At 61.0% G+C, this 19033-nt stretch carries 20 protein-coding genes and 1 pseudogene; 13 read left to right on the top strand and 8 right to left on the bottom strand.

Annotated elements, in window-relative coordinates; all coding sequences use genetic code 11:
* Window positions 1-4 precede the first annotated feature (4 nt).
* Genes Tel_04735 through Tel_04720 form a run of 4 tightly spaced genes read right to left on the bottom strand, consistent with a single transcriptional unit; the run spans window position 5 to window position 3511 of the window.
* Entirely contained in the window at window positions 5-724 is a 720-nt protein-coding gene (locus Tel_04735; protein ID ALP52509.1) for a hypothetical protein, read from the bottom strand.
* Between the two features lie 16 nt (window positions 725-740).
* On the bottom strand, window positions 741-1823 hold the full coding sequence (locus tag Tel_04730; GenBank protein ID ALP52508.1) for a hypothetical protein: 1083 nt from the start codon (window positions 1821-1823) through the stop codon (window positions 741-743).
* A 3-nt stretch (window positions 1824-1826) separates the two neighbouring features.
* Window positions 1827-2393, bottom strand: coding sequence for a CDP-alcohol phosphatidyltransferase (locus Tel_04725; protein ID ALP52507.1), 567 nt, complete (start codon window positions 2391-2393; stop codon window positions 1827-1829).
* On the bottom strand, window positions 2390-3511 hold the full coding sequence (locus tag Tel_04720; protein ALP52506.1) for a hypothetical protein: 1122 nt from the start codon (window positions 3509-3511) through the stop codon (window positions 2390-2392). Before Tel_04720 ends, Tel_04725 begins: the two co-directional genes overlap by 4 nt.
* Window positions 3512-3660: 149 nt before the next feature.
* On the opposite strand from Tel_04720, the gene Tel_04715 reads away from it, so the two are divergent.
* The 3 genes from Tel_04715 to Tel_04705 are packed head-to-tail and all read left to right on the top strand — an operon-like array spanning window position 3661 to window position 6142.
* The gene (locus Tel_04715) at window positions 3661-4719 is read left to right on the top strand and encodes a hypothetical protein (protein ALP52505.1); all 1059 of its coding nucleotides are present in this window, start codon (window positions 3661-3663) and stop codon (window positions 4717-4719) included.
* Entirely contained in the window at window positions 4719-5378 is a 660-nt protein-coding gene (locus Tel_04710) for a phosphoribosylglycinamide formyltransferase (GenBank protein ID ALP52504.1), read from the top strand. The genes Tel_04715 and Tel_04710 overlap by 1 nt, the downstream gene beginning before the upstream one ends.
* Window positions 5379-5410: 32 nt before the next feature.
* The gene (locus Tel_04705; GenBank protein ID ALP52503.1) at window positions 5411-6142 is read left to right on the top strand and encodes a hypothetical protein; all 732 of its coding nucleotides are present in this window, start codon (window positions 5411-5413) and stop codon (window positions 6140-6142) included.
* A 5-nt stretch (window positions 6143-6147) separates the two neighbouring features.
* Here Tel_04705 and dcd read toward each other — a convergent pair whose 3' ends face one another.
* Window positions 6148-6714, bottom strand: coding sequence for a deoxycytidine triphosphate deaminase (gene dcd / locus Tel_04700; protein ID ALP52502.1), 567 nt, complete (start codon window positions 6712-6714; stop codon window positions 6148-6150).
* Window positions 6715-6783: 69 nt separating this feature from the next.
* Window positions 6784-7875 (bottom strand): ATPase, encoded by a 1092-nt coding sequence (locus Tel_04695; protein ID ALP52501.1) that lies wholly within the window; start codon window positions 7873-7875, stop codon window positions 6784-6786.
* Between the two features lie 356 nt (window positions 7876-8231).
* Between Tel_04695 and Tel_04690 the strand changes: the two genes are divergently transcribed.
* The 10 genes and pseudogenes from Tel_04690 to Tel_04645 all read left to right on the top strand — a co-directional run bounded on the left by Tel_04690 (window position 8232) and on the right by Tel_04645 (window position 17931).
* Entirely contained in the window at window positions 8232-9242 is a 1011-nt protein-coding gene (locus Tel_04690; protein ID ALP52500.1) for a hypothetical protein, read from the top strand.
* 173 nt (window positions 9243-9415) lie between these two features.
* On the top strand, window positions 9416-11491 hold the full coding sequence (locus Tel_04685) for a methionine--tRNA ligase (protein ID ALP52499.1): 2076 nt from the start codon (window positions 9416-9418) through the stop codon (window positions 11489-11491).
* 164 nt (window positions 11492-11655) lie between these two features.
* Window positions 11656-12237, top strand: a complete 582-nt coding sequence (locus tag Tel_04680; protein ID ALP52498.1) for an electron transporter RsxA — start codon at window positions 11656-11658, stop codon at window positions 12235-12237.
* A gap of 3 nt (window positions 12238-12240) precedes the next feature.
* Window positions 12241-12807, top strand: coding sequence for an electron transporter RnfB (locus Tel_04675; protein ALP52497.1), 567 nt, complete (start codon window positions 12241-12243; stop codon window positions 12805-12807).
* Window positions 12804-14327: pseudogene (locus Tel_04670) on the top strand (electron transporter RnfC). Before Tel_04675 ends, Tel_04670 begins: the two are co-directional and overlap by 4 nt.
* A gap of 114 nt (window positions 14328-14441) precedes the next feature.
* Window positions 14442-15476, top strand: coding sequence for an electron transporter RnfD (locus Tel_04665; GenBank protein ID ALP52496.1), 1035 nt, complete (start codon window positions 14442-14444; stop codon window positions 15474-15476).
* A 17-nt stretch (window positions 15477-15493) separates the two neighbouring features.
* Complete coding sequence (locus tag Tel_04660) at window positions 15494-16147, top strand: hypothetical protein (GenBank protein ALP54736.1); 654 nt, start codon at window positions 15494-15496, stop codon at window positions 16145-16147.
* A complete protein-coding gene (locus Tel_04655) occupies window positions 16140-16841 on the top strand; it encodes an electron transport complex RsxE subunit (protein ID ALP52495.1) in 702 nt (233 codons plus the stop codon). The genes Tel_04660 and Tel_04655 overlap by 8 nt, the downstream gene beginning before the upstream one ends.
* A 23-nt stretch (window positions 16842-16864) precedes the next feature.
* A complete protein-coding gene (locus Tel_04650) occupies window positions 16865-17500 on the top strand; it encodes an endonuclease III (protein ID ALP52494.1) in 636 nt (211 codons plus the stop codon).
* A complete protein-coding gene (locus Tel_04645) occupies window positions 17500-17931 on the top strand; it encodes a hypothetical protein (GenBank protein ID ALP52493.1) in 432 nt (143 codons plus the stop codon). The genes Tel_04650 and Tel_04645 overlap by 1 nt, the downstream gene beginning before the upstream one ends.
* On the opposite strand, the gene Tel_04640 is transcribed toward Tel_04645, so the two are convergent.
* Window positions 17932-18381: a hypothetical protein gene (locus Tel_04640; protein ALP52492.1), complete on the bottom strand. Its 450-nt coding sequence runs from the start codon at window positions 18379-18381 to the stop codon at window positions 17932-17934.
* Complete coding sequence (locus Tel_04635) at window positions 18378-18902, bottom strand: hypothetical protein (protein ALP52491.1); 525 nt, start codon at window positions 18900-18902, stop codon at window positions 18378-18380. Before Tel_04635 ends, Tel_04640 begins: the two co-directional genes overlap by 4 nt.
* Window positions 18903-19033 lie beyond the last annotated feature (131 nt).

Here is a 19033-nt window from a genome sequence, read left to right as displayed (position 1 = left end):
CTGGTTACTCCTGAACGGACTCGATAACCTGTTTGACGAAGGGGACGGTCAGGCGGCGTTGTTCGGCCAGCGAGACTTGATCAAGCCGCTCCAACAACTCAAACAGGGCGCCGGTCTGACGTTGATAGTGGCGCAGCAGATAGCCGGCCACTTCGTCCGGCAGCTCAAAGCCGCGACTGTCGGCGCGCTGCTGCAGGGCTTGGCGTTTTTCATCATCCGTCATGGCCTGGAGCTGGTACACCAGCCCCCAGCTCAGGCGCGACTGTAAGTCGGGCAGCCCCAGCCCGAGCTCGGCCAAGGGCCGGCGCGCGGCGACCAGCAGCATACCGCTGCCTTGATCGCGGATACGATTATAGAGGTCGAACACGGCGATCTCCCAAGCGCGCTGGCCGGCCACCGCATCCAGATCGTCGAGGGCGACCACAGCCAGGGTGTCCAGTCCCTCGAGCATCTCGGGGGCCAAGCGCGGCGCCTCGCGCAGGGGCAGGTAGGCACTGCCCTCGCCCCGGCCCGTAGCGGCATGGCAGGCCGCCTGCAATAGATGGGTCTTCCCCACCGCCTGGGCCCCCCATAGAAAGGCAAAACGCTCCATATTTCCGGTGCCGCCCTGGCGCAAGGCCGCCAGCGCCTCACTATTGGCATCGGCGTGATAATTGTCAAAGCTGGCCCCCGGGCGCAGCCACATGCCCAAGGGCAGTTGTTTGACAGTTCGGCTCTCAGCCATGGCCCTCACTCCACCTTCAGCCATCGCGTTCGGATTCGACTGCGTCGGCATAGAGCTCGCTCTGCACGTAGCGCTCGTGGGCATGACGCAGCAACACCATAATCACCGCCGCCACCGGCAGGGCCAGCAGGATGCCGACGAAGCCGAACAGTTGACCACCGGCCATCACCGCGAAGATCACCGCCACCGGGTGCATGCCGATGCGGTCTCCCAACAGATAAGGGGTCAACAAGAAGGATTCCAACATCTGACCGGCGCCGAATACCAGCAGGATATAAAACAGGTGGATGACGTCCTGAAACTGAATCGCGGCGGCGATGCCCGCCACCAGCATGCCAAGGATAAACCCCAGGTATGGGACGAAACTGACCAGGCCCGCCAGCATGCCGATCAAGAGGGCCATCTCCAGCCCCACCAGCCACAGGCCCGCGGCATACACCGTACCCAGGGACAGCATGACCAGCAGCTGACCGTGCATGAAGGCGCCCAGCACCTCGTCGCAGTCGCGTGCCAAGCGCACCGTGGTTGATTCATAACGCCGTGGAATAAGCTCGCGGATGCGCGCCAGCATGACATCCCAATCGCGCAGTAAATAAAAGGTCAACACCGGGATCAATACCAGGTTGGCCAACCAACCCACCAGGGCCAACCCGGAGCGCGACACCGAACCCATGACACCGGCGGCGATATTGCCCACCGACTGCCATTGTTCGCGAATCGCCTGCTTGAGGCTGTCCAGGTTGAGACTGGGGGCATCAAGCGAGAGCTGCGCCTTGATCCAGGGCAGGGCCGTACCCTGCAACCAATCGATGTAGCTGGGCAGTTTCCTGATAAAGGCCGCCAGCTCCTGCTGTAGCAGCGGCACCAAAAAGGCGATGATCATGAACAGCACGATGATCAGGCCACTGAACACCAGCACCACGGCCACGCTGCGCGATAGCCGCCGGGCTTCCAATTTGTCCACCAGCGGATCGCCCAGATAGGCCAGCGCCGCGGCCACCAGAAACGGCGTCAACACCGGCGCCAGCACGTATAACAGCAGGCCGAACAGCGCCACGCCGGTAAGTATCAGCCATTTTTGTGAATCGGTTAAGGACATTATCTATCTGCTTTGTTTTTGTTTAATACGATAGGCCTTGCGTCCCCAGGTCCAGACGTAACCCAGCCCGCTCAGCACCGTGGTCACCGACACCCCGTAGACCAGCCCGGTCAGCAGGCCGTCCGGCAGGGGATACAGACCGTTGGATAATACCAGCGCCAGAATCAGCGTGATCTGCAAGGCGGTATTGAACTTGCTGATCCAGGTGGGCGCCATCTCGTAACGGCCGATGAGCAGGTGAAACGCCAGGGCGCCGAGAATAATGATCAAATCGCGTCCCAGCACCATCACTACCAGCCACAGCGGGATGATACCGATCCAGCCCAAACACACAAACGCGGTCACCAACAGCAGCTTGTCGGCCAGTGGATCGAGGATGGAACCCAGACGGCTGTGCCAACCGAAACGCTTGGCCAGATAGCCGTCCAAGGCATCGGAGATGCCGGCAATGAAGAACAGCAGCAGGGCCTCGCTGAAGCGATCTTGCAGCAACAGGTAGGCCACCGGCAGGGTCAACAGAATGCGGGCAATGCTGATCAGGTTCGGTAGATCTTGGCGGCCGACGCTCATGGCAATAATCGGTAGACGAAAGTCCTCGCGCTGGTCAGCTCATTCTCGGCCGGCGGCTGTGCCTCGGCGTCGCGCGCCAGGGTGCTGCCAAGGCGGATGGACTGCTCCAGACCGCGCGCGTCGCCGCGAATCGCGACGCGGAACAACACTTCCTCCTGGCGCACCCGCGCCACCTCCACGGCAGTGACGATATCCAGTGATTCGAGATAGTCCATGGCCCGCGCATAGCCGGCCATGCCGCCCACACCGGTCACCGTCAGGGCAACGGAATCGGCCGAGTCTGGGCTGTAGAGCTGGGCATAGCGCCGGGCGATACGGTCGGCGGCGCCGTCGATTCCCACGGCCAGGGCCTCTTCCTGGCTATTGACCTGCGCCTGCCAGAACTCGGAAGGCGTATTGGGCGCGGCGGCATAGTGCAGGCTCCAACGGGTACGCCAAGCGCCATCCTCAGCCCGAATCAGACGGCCGATCAGTACCGTATCGGCACTGTAGCGCGCCGACGCCTGCATGACAGTGTGATGAAAGTCGCCCCAGACATCGCCAAAATCCACCTGTCGGCGGTCATCCAGATCCAACAGCGGTAACATCAGGGGTAGACCGCGCCGCGCGGCCTGCGCCTCGAGGCGGGATTCCAGTTCCGCCGCGGCGTTGGCGCCCAGCAGATAGCGCGTCTCGCGATCCTCGATGGCCAGCCACAGCAACACCTCGGGGCGCGTGCTGCCCCATAGCGGCACATTGGCTTCGATCAGGGCCTGGGAGACGGCCTGACCGTCAAAACGCGCCACCAGCAGGCGCTTATAGCCGTCCTCGAGGAGGGTTTCATCGCCTGGCGGCAGCTCGGCGTATTGAAACTGCTGCACCAGCGACACGGCGTTGCCCATCAATCCGGACAACTCGGGCAGCTCGGGCACGCTGCGGTCACCGCTCAGTTTCACCACCACCTGGGCCAGAGCGGCGGGATAGACCTCCAGCCGCTCCTCGCGGGTTTGGGTCTTCACCGGCACCTGGGCCTGGTACAGACCCTCGACCTGCGCCGCCTGGGCGCCGGGCACGTACCCCACAGCCAGCCCGACCAGCAGCCAGCCGGCAATCTGCTTAATACAACGTATGGCCAACAAATTAACTTCAGCTCCCTATGCAGGCGCCAGTCCCGGCAATGCTTGGCACGGCCGCGGCGCAATTTGCAAGTCGCTGTCAGCGACAAGATCATTTAAAATAATACACTTTCTTGCCCACTTCCGACATTTTGAAAGAGCGAACCGCAGCTATGACCGACTCCCAGGATCCGCAAAAATCCACCTCTCTGAGCTATCGCGACGCCGGCGTCGACATCGAGGCCGGCAATGATCTGGTGGAGGTCATCAAGCCCGTCGCCGCCCGTACCCGCCGCCCCGGCGTGCTCACCGGCCTGGGGGGCTTCGGCGCCCTGTTCGAGATCCCGGCACATTATAAACAGCCGGTGCTGGTCTCCGGCACCGACGGCGTCGGCACCAAGCTCAAGCTGGCCATGGACATGGGCAAGCACGACAGCATCGGCATCGACCTGGTGGCCATGTGCGCCAACGACTTGGTGGTGCAGGGTGCCGAGCCGCTGTTCTTCCTCGACTACTACGCCACCGGCAAACTCAGTATCGAGACCGCCGCCGCGGTGGTCAAAGGCATCGGCGCCGGGTGCGAGCAGGCCGGCTGCGCCCTGATCGGCGGCGAGACCGCCGAGATGCCGGGCATGTACAGCGGCGAGGACTACGACCTGGCCGGTTTCTGTGTCGGCGTGGTGGAGAAAGACAAGATCATCGACGGCAGCAAGGTCAAGGCAGGCGACGTCATTCTCGGTCTGGCCTCGTCCGGCCCCCATTCCAACGGCTACTCCCTGATCCGCAAGATCATCGAGGTGAGCGGCGCCCAATTGAACGACAGCTTCGGCAAGGGCACCCTGGGCGAGACCCTGCTGACCCCAACGCGGCTGTATATCAAACCGCTGCTGGCGCTGTTCGGCAAAGTCGAGGTCCATGCCCTGGCCCACATCACCGGCGGCGGCCTGCTGGAGAATCTGCCGCGGGTCATGCCCGCGGGCACCCGGGCAGTCATTTCCACCAGCGCCTGGCAGCGCCCGGCCATTTTCGACTGGCTGCAACAACAGGGCAATGTCGCTGAAACAGAGATGCACCGCACCTTCAACTGCGGCATCGGCATGGCCGTGATCGTGGCGGCCGAGGATGCGAACGCCGCGCTGGCCTGTCTGCGTGAACAGGGCGAAACGGTCTGGCAGATCGGCACTATCGAGGTTGCCGAGGCAGGGGATGCAGCCGTCGTTCTGAACGACTGATGTCTCAATCCCGAAAAACACCGCTGCCGCTGGTGGTATTGATCTCCGGCAGCGGCAGCAATCTGCAGGCCATTATCGACGCCTGCGCGGCGGGACGCATCAATGCTGAGATCAAGGCCGTGATCAGCAACCGCGCCGAGGCCTACGGCCTAGAGCGGGCACGGCGCGCCGGCATTCCCGCCCGGGTGGTCGAACACACGCGCTACAGCGACCGCCAGGCCTTTGACCAGGCCCTGGCGGAACAGATCGATCGCTACGCGCCGGGACTGGTGGTTCTGGCCGGCTTCATGCGCATCTTGACCGATGAATTCGTCAATCACTATCGCGGCCGCATGTTGAACATCCACCCCTCCCTGCTGCCCAACTTCCAGGGCCTGAAGACCCACCAACGGGCGCTGGACGCCGGCTGTACGGAACACGGAGTCAGTGTCCATTTCGTCACCCCGGAATTGGACGGCGGCCCGGTGGTATGCCGTGCGGTAGTGAAAATCCAGCCCGGCGACGACGCCGAAACGCTGGCCCAGCGGGTGCTGGAACAAGAGCACCGCATCTACCCCGAAGCCATCGGCTGGTTCGCCGCGGGGCGCTTGCAGTTGGTGGGTGATCAGGCAATACTCGATGGGGAGCCCGTGGCGCAAATGGACAAGACATTGACATGACACCCACAATGCGATCAATTCGGCGCGCTGTTGTGGCCTGGCTCCTGTTGGCCGGCCCCGCATTCACCGCTGCTGCCCAGCCGCAACATGCCTTGCCCGAGTCATTCGAGGCGACGTATGTGCTGAGCATGGGGCCGTTGTCGCTGGCCGAAATGAAACGCAAGCTATACAAAAACGAAGACGGCCATTATGTCTTTGAGTCCTATTCCAAGCCCATCGGCTATGCGCGCTGGTTTACCGATTCGACCCTGCTGGAAAAAACCGAATGGGTTTACCATGAGCAACACCTGCGCCCGCTGAAATATTCCTACGACCGTCAGAGCAGCGACAAAGAACGCCATGTCAAACTCACGTTCGATTGGGACAAGATGCGGGTCACCAACACCATCAATAACGATCCGTGGTCCATGGATGTGCCGCAGGGTACCTTGGACAAATTGCTCTATCACCTGGCGGTGATGTACGACTTGGAACGGGGCGATGAATCACTCAACTATCAAGTCGCCGACGGCGGCACCCTGAAGACCTATACATTCCACAAACTGGCGGAAGAGACCATCGAGACACCACTGGGCAGGTTCAAGACCGTCAAGCTGGAACGCCCCGGCAGCCGTGACACCATCCTCTGGTGCGCCAAGGAACTCAACTACCTGCCAGTGCGCATTATGCAGGAAGAGGACGGCCGCAAGCTGGTCTTGAAGCTGAAATCAATAAAGGGCTTGCCAGCCGACACGCCGAACACCACCGCCTCGATCAAGCCTTAATCCAACTAGGCGCGCGGCAGGGTAACTCCAGTCTGGCCCTGATACTTGCCGGCCCGATCGCCGTAGGACGTCTCGCACACCTCATCGGATTCAAAGAACAAGACCTGGGCCACGCCCTCATTGGCGTAGATCTTGGCCGGCAGCGGCGTGGTGTTGGAAAACTCCAGCGTCACATGCCCTTGCCATTCGGGCTCCAGCGGCGTGACATTGACGATGATGCCGCAGCGGGCATAGGTGGACTTGCCCAGACAAATGGTCAGCACGCTGCGGGGAATGCGGAAATACTCCACTGTGCGCGCCAGGGCGAAGGAGTTGGGCGGGATGATGCAGACATCGGATTTCACATCGACAAAGCTGTTGTCGTCGAAATTCTTGGGATCGACGATGGCCGAGTTGATGTTGGTGAAGATCTTGAACTCGTCGGAACAGCGGATATCGTAGCCGTAGCTGGAGGTCCCGTACGAGATGACCCGCCCCTGGTCCGTTTCCCGCACCTGGCCGGGCTCAAACGGCTCGATCATGCCCTGCTGCTCCGCCATGCGGCGGATCCACCTGTCCGACTTAATACTCATTGTTTATTATTCCGCCTAATCGCAAAGCGCCACATTGTAGCGTAGGGTGCGCGCCGCGCACCATAGCAACTAGGTATTCTGAATCACAATATTGGGAAACTTGCTGCTGAAGTCCCTGGCCTGCAGCGCCAGCTTGGCGGCCACCTTGCGCGCGATCTCGCCGTAGATTTGCGCGATGGTACCGTCGGGGTCGGCCACCACGCTGGGTTTGCCGCCGTCGGCGTTCTCGCGGATGCTGAGGTCCAGCGGCAGGGAACCGAGCAGATCGACGCCGTAATCCTGCGCCATGCGCTCGCCGCCGCCGGCGCCGAAGATGTGTTCTTCGTGACCGCACTGGCTGCAGATGTGGGTGCTCATGTTCTCGACGATGCCGAGCACTCTCACGTTGACCTTCTCGAACATCTTGAGCCCCTTGCGCGCGTCCAACAGCGCGATGTCCTGAGGCGTGGTGACGATCACCGCACCGCTGACGGGAATCTTCTGTGACAGGGTGAGCTGCACGTCGCCGGTGCCGGGCGGCATGTCGACGATCAGGTAATCCAGGTCATGCCAGTTGGTCTCCCGCAGCAGCTGTTCCAGCGCCTGGGTGACCATGGGGCCGCGCCACACCATGGGGGTCTCTTCGTCGATCAGGAAACCGATGGACATGGCCTGCACGCCATAGGCCTCCAGCGGCTCCATGCTCTTGCCGTCGGTGGATTCGGGGCGCGCCTCGATGCCGAGCATGCGCGGCTGGCTGGGACCGTAGATATCCGCGTCCAGCACACCGACGCGGGCGCCCTCCCGGGCCAGGGCCAGGGCCAGATTGGCCGTGGTGGTGGACTTGCCCACGCCGCCCTTGCCGGAGGCGACGGCAACGATATTTTTGATATTCTGCAGCACTTTGACGCCGGGCTGGACGGCATGGGCGGTCACTTCCCAGTCGACCTCCACATTGACGCTGGCCGTGCTGTCGAGCTGCGCCAGGCGATCCAGCACTTTTTGCCTTAGAGTCGCCGTATACCCCTCGGCCGGGTAACCCAGGCGAATCCTCACCGTGACCTGACCACCTTCCACTTCAACGGCCTTAATCGCTTTCGAGGTCAGCAGATCGGCCCCCATATAAGGATCGACTATCTCCGCCAACGCGGTCTCGATGACGGGTTTGGTTAAATCAGCCATGCCCAATTTCTCCCTGGTAAGTGCGTGTACTGCAAAATTTATCCGGTCGTTAATTTAGCATAGTTTTGCCTGACTAATTTAGTCAGGAATTCACTCGGCGGCGCCGAGGCGTCTGCGGCAACCCGCGGCGCCGGGAAAATCCGCTGTGAGCACAATAGGTTACACCTTGCCTGCGGTGCAAGCCGGGGAAACGGGGTCACTCCGGACCACCCCCCTTGCCACAGATTTTATTGAAAACCATACTTATTATATTTCAACAGCCAAAAAAGCGTGGACACTAGCGGCGGTTTCTCGATATTCTTTAGCTCAGCGCAGATCCACTGTTTGCAGTTGTCAGGGGCGGCAGGAGAAGAAAAATGATACTTAATTTTAGAAAAATCGGTTTCGCGGGTATTTCCACACTTCTGGTTTCCGGCATGGTATCGGCGGCCCCGCCCGTCAATTTCGACGGCTGGACGGCGTCGTCGGGGACCATTGATACCAGCCTGTCCTGCGGCGGCGTGGACGTGGCCTGTGAGGTTCTGTCGGAGGACGACGGCTTCATCCAGGAAAAGGTCATCGTCGATGACTATGAATACATCCGCGTGATCGTGACCGACCCAGGCGCCGACGGCGGCGCCGGCGACCAGGCCTTCGTCTCCGAGTCCTTTGTACCCTTCGCTATCTTAGACGAGGGCATCTCGCAGGGCGTGGCCGCCAAGCATGTCATCCGCGACGCGGCCGAAGGCTTCACCGATCAAGCTGAAATTCAACGCGCCATGATGCGTTTTCGTGATCCGGGCATGCGCGACCCCAATGACATTCAGGTCGCAACCCCCGCCGAGGAGATGTGGACGGTACGCCTGACCCAGTCCTTCGATCGCGATGATCTGAAGTCCACCTTCCAGTTCACCAATTACACCGAGATGCCCTCAACCCCCATCTTTCTGGTCCCGGATACCAACAATGTCATCGGCTACAGCATGAGCATCTCCCAGGAAGTGCTCCTGAATCCCGACGGCACGGCGGCTATCGATCCCAACGCCGCTCAGGGCTTCGAACATCGCCAGAGCAGCGGCGTCATGGGTAATGCCCTAATTTCATTCCCCAACAACGGCTTCTTTGCCAGCGCACCGCTGACCCCCGCGGGCGACATGACCCTGGGCGGCGACACGGTCTCTTGGGCGCAGATGCAGACGGTCTCCACCAACTGGCTGGTGCAATCCGACCTGTTCAACGGCGATACCGCCGCCATCCGTTACCAGAACGTCACCAATCATGATACCGGCGCCACGGCCTCAGAGCTCTCCACGGGCGTGGTCGCTACCCCGGCGACGCCGTTTGACTGGCACGAACCGACCTTCGGTACGGAACCCAGTTTTCCGTAAGCATCCCCCGGCCAAGGCGTTTGTCGGACGCCAGCGACTTAAAACGGGAAGCCCAGGCTTCCCGTTTTTGTTTCGCGCCCTCAGCGCCCGGAACAGCTCGCGACAACACGCCGGATATGACATTTAGGTTATAATCCCGGGCTTTGTTTTCAGCAACGGATCAAACACGCGCGATGTCAGCAAGCCCCAGAAAAATCCTCGTCACCAGCGCCCTGCCCTATGCCAACGGTTCCATTCATCTAGGCCACTTGGTCGAATACATCCAGACCGATATCTGGGCCCGTTTCCAACGCATGTCGGGCAATGAATGCCATTATGTCTGCGCCGACGATACCCACGGCACCCCCATCATGCTGCGCGCCCAACAGGAGGGCATCACCCCCGAGGCGCTGATCGAACGCGTGCATGGCGAACACCTGGCTGACTTCAGCGCTTTCCACATCGCCTTCGACAACTACTACTCCACCAACTCGGAGGAAAACCGCGAGCTGGCGCAGGCGATCTACCGCCGCCTCAAGGCCAAGGGCCTGATCGAGATCCGCACCATCGAACAGCTCTACGACCCGCAAAAAGAAATGTTCCTGCCGGACCGTTTCATCAAGGGCAAGTGCCCCAAATGCGGGGCCGAGGATCAGTACGGCGATTCCTGCGAAGTGTGCGGCGCCACCTACGCGCCGACCGATCTCATCGATCCCTACTCGGCCCTGTCCGGTGCCAAGCCGGTACTCAAGGAATCGGAACACCACTTCTTCAAACTGGGCGAGTGTGAAGCTTTTCTCAAGCAGTGGCTGATGGAAAATCCCGACCAAGCGCCGCTGCAGGCCGAATCGGCCAACAAGCTCAGCGAGTGGTTCGAGGCCGGCCTGAAGGACTGGGACATCTCCCGCGATGCCCCCTATTTCGGCTTCGAGATCCCGGACGCGCCGGGCAAATATTTTTATGTCTGGCTCGACGCGCCCATCGGCTACATGGCCAGCTTCAAGAATCTGTGCGACAGGAAAGGCATCGATTTCGACGCCTATTGGAAACCCGATTCCGACGCCGAGGTGTATCACTTCATCGGCAAGGACATCCTCTACTTCCACGCCCTGTTCTGGCCGGCGACCCTGAAGTTCGCCGACTACCGCACCCCGACGCGCATCTGCGTGCATGGCTTTCTGACCGTCAACGGCCAGAAAATGTCCAAGTCGCGCGGCACCTTCATCATGGCAAGCAGCTATCTGAATCATCTCAAGCCGGAATACCTGCGCTACTACTTCGCCGCCAAGCTCAGCGACCGGGTGGAAGACATCGACCTCAACCTGGAGGACTTCGTCAGCCGCGTCAATAGCAACCTGGTGGGCAAGTACGTCAACATCGCCGCACGCTCGGCCGGTTTCATCAAGAAGCGTTTCGACAACCGGCTCAGCGCAGAACTGGACGACGCCGGCCGTCAATTGCTGGAGTCTATTCAGAGCAAGCAGGCTGCCATCGCCGCACGCTACGAAAAGCGCCAGTTCAGCGAAGCCATGCGCGAGATCATGGCCCTGGCCGACATCGCCAATGAATACGTGGACGAAACCAAACCCTGGGTGCTGGCCAAAGAAGACGGGCAGAACGACACGCTGCAGCGCATCTGCACCGCCACCGTCAATGCCTTCCGCCTGCTGACCATCTACCTGAAACCGGTGTTGCCGCAGCTGGCCGAACAGGTGGAAGCCTTTCTCAAGATCGAACCGCTGCGCTGGGGCGACAGTCAAACCTTATTGCTGGACCATGCCATCGAGCCCTATCAGCATCTCGCCACCCGCATCGACCCGCAACAGATCGAGGCCATGTTGGCCGAAAGTACGGAGAGCCTGAAAAAGGCCGCACACTCCCCCGCCCGCCACGGCGAGGCGCAACAGCAGCAGGAAGAGAAGATGACCGAAGCCATGAGTGACACCATCGAATACGACGACTTCGCCAAGGTCGACCTGCGCATCGCCCGCATCGTCAAGGCCGAACACGTCGAGGGTGCCGACAAGCTGCTGCAGTTGACCTTGGACATCGGCGAGGAAAACACCCGCAACGTCTTCGCCGGCATCAAATCCGCCTACAGCCCGGAACAGCTGGCGGGCAAACTGACCGTCATGGTGGCCAACCTGGCGCCACGCAAAATGCGTTTCGGCGTCTCTGAGGGCATGGTGCTGGCGGCCGGCCCCGGCGGCAGGGAATTGTGGATTCTGGAACCCCATGAGGGCGCCCAGCCGGGCATGAAGGTGAAATAGATTTAAGGCCCGACCAATATATCAAAAACTTATATCGTATATGATTTAAGTGTTGTATTTTGAATAAAGGGCACCTAATATACGCTAGTTATAACCGCTGGGGCCTGCGCCAGCCGCATCGAATCGGCGCCGGCCCCGGCCCAAGCTCTTAACGACAAACGGATATGACCGAATACGCCCTGATACTTGTCAGCACCGTGCTGGTAAACAATTTTGTCCTGGTCAAGTTTCTTGGCCTGTGTCCGTTTATGGGCGTCTCGAAAAAGCTGGAGACAGCCACCGGCATGGCCTTGGCCACCACCTTCGTGCTCACCCTGTCCTCGGTCTGCAGCTATCTCGCCAATCAATACTTGCTCGCCCCGCTGGGCCTGGAATACCTGCGCACCATCACCTTCATCCTGGTGATCGCGGTAGTGGTGCAGTTCACCGAAATGGTGGTGCACAAGACCAGCCCCCTGCTGTACAAGGTGCTGGGCATCTTCCTGCCGCTGATCACCACCAATTGCGCGGTGCTCGGCGTGGCCCTGCTCAATGTGCAAAAAGAGCACGGCTTTCTACAGTCCGCGGTCTACGGCTTCGGCGCCGCGGCCGGCTTCTCCATGGTGCTCATCCTGTTTGCGGCCATGCGTGAACGCATCGCCGCGGCCGACGTGCCGGTGGTCTTTCGCGGCCCGGCCATCGCCCTGGTCACCGCCGGTCTCATGTCCCTGGCCTTCATGGGTTTTTCCGGATTGGTTAAAGGTTAAATCATGCTGTCCGCAGTACTCGCCCTCACCGCCCTCGCGATCGTCTTCGGCCTGCTACTCGGCTTCGCCGCCGTGCGCTTCAAGGTCGAGGGTGACCCGCTGGTGGACCAGATCGATGCCATCCTGCCGCAGACCCAGTGCGGTCAGTGCGGCTACCCCGGCTGCCGCCCCTATGCCACCGCCATCGCCGCCGGCGAGGCCGACATCAACCGCTGCCCGCCCGGCGGCGAGACCACCATTGTCGCCCTGGCCGACCTGCTGGGGCGCGAGCCTATCCCGCTGGATGAAGAGGTGGGCGAGGAAAAGGAGAAGATGGTGGCCATCATCGACGAGAACATCTGCATCGGCTGCACCCTGTGCATCCAGGCCTGTCCGGTGGACGCCATCCTAGGCGCGGCCAAGCAGATGCACACCGTCATCGAGCCCGAGTGCACCGGCTGTGAACTGTGCGTCGAGCCCTGCCCGGTGGACTGTATCGACATGGTGCCGGTGAAGGAGGATATTTTTCACTGGAAATGGCCCTATCCGGAAGAACCGACGCCGGATACGCCGCAAGAGGCCAAGTCATGATGCGCCGCCTGTTCCGTTTCAAGGGCGGCGTCCATCCGCCCCAGCGCAAGCAGATGTCCAACGGCCGGCCGATCCGCGCGGCGCAGCTGCCGGAACACTTGGTGCTGCCCGTGCATCAGCATATCGGCGAGTCCTCCGCGCCCATCGTCCAGATCGGCGATCACGTGCTGAAAGGCCAGAAGATCGCCCGCGCCCAGGGCTATGTCAGCGCCGCACTGCATGCGCCCAGCTCCGGCAAAGTCGTGGCCATCGAAGAGCGGCCCATACCCCATCCGTCCGGCCTGAGCGCCGAATGCATCGTCATCGAAACCGACGGCGAGGAGCGCTGGGCCGATGTCGTCCCGGACGACAAACCCTACACCGAGATGGACGCCAGCCACCTGCGCAACCTGATTCGCGGTGCCGGCATCGTCGGTCTGGGCGGCGCCGGTTTCCCGTCCTACATCAAGCTCAACCCGGCGGGTGCCCAAATCGACACCCTGATCCTCAACGGCGTGGAGTGCGAACCCTACATCACCTGCGACGACATGCTGATGCGCGAACGCCCGGCGGAGATCATCGCCGGCGCCAAGATCATGCGTCACGCGGTGCAGGCCAAACAGGTGGTCATCGCCGTCGAGGATAACAAACCCGAGGCCTATGCCGCCCTGCAACAGGCCTGTGCAGACGAAGACATCGAGGTGCTGCAGGTGCCCACACTGTATCCCGCGGGCAGCGAGAAACAGCTCATTCAGGTGATCACCGGTAAGGAATGCCCCAGCAACGGCCTGCCCTACCAAATCGGGGTGGTGGTGCATAACGTGGCGACCGCCGCCGCGGTGCATCGCGCCATCGATCTGGGCCAGCCGCTGATCTCGCGCATCGTCACGGTGACCGGCGACGGCGTCGCCGAACCTGCCAACCTGGAGGTGCTGTTCGGCACCCCCATGCAGGCACTGCTGGACCAGTGCGGCGGCCTCAGTCCGGACGTGGACCGAGTGGTCATGGGCGGCCCCATGATGGGCTTTGCCATGCCGGACACCTCGGTGCCGGTGATCAAGACCACGAATTGCGTACTGGCCGCGGTGAAAGAAAACGTCACCCCCCCCGCCGAAGTGCTACCCTGCATCCGCTGCGGCGCCTGCGCCGACGCCTGCCCCGTCGACCTCCTGCCGCAGCAGCTGCAGTGGTATGCCCGTTCGCAGGAGTTCGACCGTGCTCAGGAGTACAGTCTGTTCGACTGCATCGAATGCGGCTGCTGCGCCTATGTCTGCCCCAGCAACATCCCCCTGGTGCATTATTTCCGTTACGCCAAGACCGAGATCTGGGCCCAGGAGCGCGACAAGGAAAAGGCCGACATCGCGCGTCAACGACATGAATTCCGCCTTGCCCGTCTGGAACGGGAAAAGGCCGAGAAAGCGGCGCGCCTGGCCAAGAAGAAGGCCGCCGTGAAAAAACCGGCGGAGGACGGCGGCAAAGGCGACAAACAGGCCGAGATCCAGGCGGCGCTGGAGCGGGCCAAGGCCAAGAAAGCGGTGCAGGCAGTGCCGGCCAAGAATACCGACAACCTGACCCCGGCACAGCAAAAGCAGGTGGAAGACGCAGACGCGCGCCGCAGCGCCGACGAAAAACAACAAGGATAAGCCCGCGCCGCCATGATGTTGAGAACACCCAGCTCGCCCCATTTTCACGGCCCGACCACGGTCACCGGCGTCATGCTGCGGGTGGTGTATGCCCTGATCCCCGGCATCATCGCCTATTTCTGGCTGTTCGGGTGGGGCGTGATCATCAACATTGTGTTGGCCGCCGCTACCGCCCTGCTTACCGAAGCCGCCATGTTGCGCCTGCGCGGCCGGCCGGCGGGCATGTATCTCAGCGACGGCAGCGCCCTGGTCACCGCCGTGCTCTTGGGCCTGGCCCTGCCGCCGCTGGCGCCGTGGTGGGTGGTCTTCATCGGCACCGCCTTCGCCATCGTCTTCGCCAAGCACCTTTACGGCGGCCTGGGCTTCAACCCCTTCAACCCGGCCATGGTCGGCTATGTCATGCTGTTGATTTCCTTTCCGCGCGAGATGACCGCCTGGCCGGCGCCCTTGTCCCTGCGCGAAGTGGATCTGGGCCTGGGCCAGTCGCTGGCCTACGTCTTCGGCGGCAACCTGCCCGTCGGCATCACTTTCGACGCCCTCACCATGGCCACACCGCTGGATGATCTCAAGACCCAGTTGGGCCTGGACAAGGCCATGGAACAGATCACCGCCCGCCCCATCTACGGCATGCTCGGCGGCACCGGCTGGGAGTGGATCAACCTCGCCTTCCTCGCCGGCGGGCTGTGGCTGATACGCAAGAAAATCATCAGCTGGCATGTACCGGTCGGCATGCTGGGTACCTTGGGCGTGGTCGCCTTCCTGTTTCATATCGTTAATCCGGATGAATACGCCTCGCCCCTGTTCCACCTGTTCAGCGGCGGCGCCATTCTAGGGGCCTTCTTTATCGCCACCGACCCGGTCAGCGGCGCCACCACCCCCAAGGGGCGGCTCTATTTCGGCATCGGCGTCGGCCTGCTGACCTACATCATCCGCAATTGGGGTGGCTACCCCGATGCGGTGGCGTTCGCCGTACTGCTGATGAACATGGGCGCCCCGACCCTGGACTACTACACCCGGCCGCGCGTCTTCGGCCACAGGGGCGAGTAATGGCACTGGGCCGGAACATGGTCACCGCCGCAGTGATCCTGGGCGTCTTCGCCCTGCTCGGCGCCGGCCTGGTGGGCATGACCTATGAAAACACCAAGGCGCGCATCGCCGAGAACGAACGTCAGTTCCTGCTGCGCACCCTGAACGAGATGGTGCCCGCCAAGGCCTATAACAACGACATCTATACCGACACGCTCAAGGTCCATTCAAAAGAGCTGCTCGGCAGTGCAAAGGCCCAGACCATTTATCGCGCCCGCAAAGACGGCAAGCCGGTGGCGGCCATCATCACCACCACCGCACCGGACGGCTACAATGGCGACATTAAACTGCTGGTGGCGGTGGACCTGGCCGGTCAGATCGGCGGCGTGCGCGTGCTGTCGCACCAGGAGACCCCCGGCCTGGGGGATGCCATCGAGAGCGAAAAATCGGACTGGATCACCAACTTCTATGGCCATTCGCTGTTTGCGCCCGACCCGCAAGGCTGGCGTGTGAAAAAGGACGGCGGTATCTTCGACCAGTTCACCGGCGCCACCATCACCCCGCGCGCCGTGGTCGATGCGGTGCACAAGGCACTGATATTCTATTATCTGAATCGCGAGGCCTTATTCGCACCCGCCGAATCTGTCAGAGAAGTCCCCGCCCCCGCAAAATCAGGAGAAACCCATGGATAAAAGCTACAGCGACATCAACCGCGAAGGACTCTGGTCCAATAACGTCGCACTGGTGCAAATCCTCGGCCTGTGCCCGCTGCTGGCGGTGACCTCCACCACCATCAACGGCATCGGACTGGGCATCGCCACCACGCTGACCCTGGTGCTGTCGAGCTTGATCGTATCCCTGATTCGCAACCAGGTAAAACAAGAGGTGCGTATTCCGGTGTTCGTGATGATCATCGCCTCGGTGGTGACCGCCATCGAGCTGGCCATGAACGCCTACTTTCACGAACTCTATAAAATCCTCGGTATCTTCGTGCCGCTGATCGTCACCAACTGCGCCATTCTCGGCCGCGCCGAGGCCTTCGCCTCCAAGAACACCCCCGCCAAGTCCGCACTCGACGGTCTGATGATGGGCGTGGGGTTCGCCGCCGTGCTCATCGTACTCGGCGCCATGCGCGAAATTCTGGGGCACGGCACCTTAATGACCCAAGCCCACCTGATGTTCGGCGAGGTCGGCAAGATACTCACCCTGACTCTCATTGAAGACTACCGCGGCTTCCTGCTCGCCATCCTACCGCCCGGCGCCTTCATCGGCCTGGGGCTGTTGATCGCCTTGAAGAACGTCATCGATGAACGCACCCGGCTCAAACGTAGCAAGCCTGCCATTACCGAGGCGCCTGCCGAGGCAGTGGATGAGGCGGTGGGGTAAGTAGGCTGCGCAGTCAAATCGCGATGAATAAACAGAAACGCATCGAGATTTTCACCCGCCTGCGCGCCGAAAACCCCGCCCCCACCACCGAACTGAACTACGCCACCCCGTTCGAGCTGCTGATCGCCGTCATTCTCTCGGCCCAGGCCACGGACAAGGGCGTGAACAAGGCCACCGCCAAGCTGTTTGCCGTCGCCAACACACCGGAACAAATCCTGGCCCTCGGCGAAACGGGATTAAAACACCACATCAAGACCATCGGCCTGTTCAACAGCAAGGCGGCCAACATCATCAAGACCTGCAGAGCCCTCGCCGCGCAGCATCACAGCAAGGTGCCGCAGGAACGTGCCGCCTTGGAGGCCCTGCCGGGCGTAGGGCGCAAGACCGCCAATGTGATTTTGAATACCGCCTTCGGTCACCCCACCATCGCGGTGGACACCCACATCTTCCGGGTTGCCAACCGCACCAAAATCGCGCCGGGCAAGAACGTGGTGGAGGTGGAACGCAAACTGGAAAAATTCATTCCCGATGAATTCAAACACGACGCCCACCACTGGCTTATCTTGCACGGTCGCTACGTCTGCGTGGCGCGCCGCCCCAAATGCGGAGCATGTATAATCGAGGATCTGTGCGAATACAAAGACAAGGTGTATGACTGATGTTTGGCAACGACAGAAATCAACTACGCCAGTACTTCGTCGATGTCTGGCACAAGGCCCAGAATGACGTAGCGCTGGAACCCTTGGAGAAGATGGTGGCCGATACCATCCAGCTGCACCCGGAATATCAGACCACCCTTTCCGATCCCGACAAGGCCCTCGGCAAGGAATATCTGCCCGAATCGGGCGAGAGCAATCCTTTCATGCACATGGGCATGCACATCGCCATCCATGAACAACTGAACGCCAACCGCCCGGCGGGCATACGCGCCATCTATCAGCAGCTCTGCGCACGGCACGGCGACGCCCATGAGGCGGAGCATCAAATGATGGAATGTCTGGCGGAGATGATGTGGCAAGCCCAGCGCCAAGGAAAGGCTCCGGACGATTCGCTCTATCTAACAGCGCTCAAACAACTTGTCACTGAGTGATCAGCGACACTGGCGCGGGCGGTAGTCGTCAACCATATTGCCTTCGTCGCACTTCCACGACACTGAACCACCGCCATTCTCCGTCCGTGGATAAAACACTATCGTATTGTTGTCGCCCAAGGCGGGCAGTTTACTGCTGTCGTAGATCAGCTTAACCGCGCCCGGCTGAGGTTTGTTCTCGACTATTATCGCTTTCAGGTAGTTGCCCTTGTAACGGTCGAACGGACCGACCATGGCGCTCTCATTGTCGACGGGCCAATCGCCGGTCAAGAAATATTCTTCCGTCACGCGCTGCTTCACCGGCTCGACGAGACCGAACTCACCCGCCACTTTTACCCGCGTGCGGTAATCTTGATAGTAAGGGATGGCGACTACAGCGAGGATGCTAATAATGGCCAGGGCCATGAGCACTTCCAGCAGGGTGAAGCCAAACTCGGTTTTAGGCCTCATCGCTGTAACGTCGTGTCTGGGGGCGGTGGCGCCTGCGTGTTGAAATAATCCAGCTCCCGCAGCAACGCATCGACAAGCGCCTCGTCCGGCGATGACTGATCTTGCAGTTTGCGCGCCAACTGCTGGGCCTTGGCGAGGCGTTGCCTGAGTTCGCCCACGGTCGCGTTCATCTGCTCTTTTACTTCATGGAACTGATCGCCCTGGCGCAGCCGCATGGTAAAGCTCAGATCACCGGCTTCGATGCTTTTGAGACTGCGCTCGATGACGAACACCGGCCCGGCAATGCGGTGACTGGATTTCAGGTTAAAGCGATAGACCACAACGAACCCGACGACCTCTAACGCCGCCACGGTCACCCCGAGATAGCGTTTCAGCTGCTGGACGTCACTGATGGAGTCGATCAGAAAATAGCCGGCGATCACAATCAGGTTGATCAGGATGAAGGTGATCAGCAAGACCTCGACGATCAGGCTTTGCTGGAACTGCTGTTTGATAAAAAGCTGGCTGCGTTGTTCGCTCATCCTGCCCCTGCTGCTGTGGACTCGACTAACGAATCTATCGGCATTACGGCAGAAAACTCGAGAAAACAGCGGGGGGCGGTGTTTTTTGGGGGGACTACTGGGATTTACGCCGACCCGCCCCACTTTGAAAA

The sequence above is a fragment of the Candidatus Tenderia electrophaga genome, assembly GCA_001447805.1.
In the GTDB taxonomy this organism is placed as follows: Bacteria; Pseudomonadota; Gammaproteobacteria; order Tenderiales; family Tenderiaceae; genus Tenderia; species Tenderia electrophaga.
The sequence above is the reverse complement of the archived record's forward strand: the minus strand, read 5'-3'. Positions and strand labels throughout refer to the sequence as shown.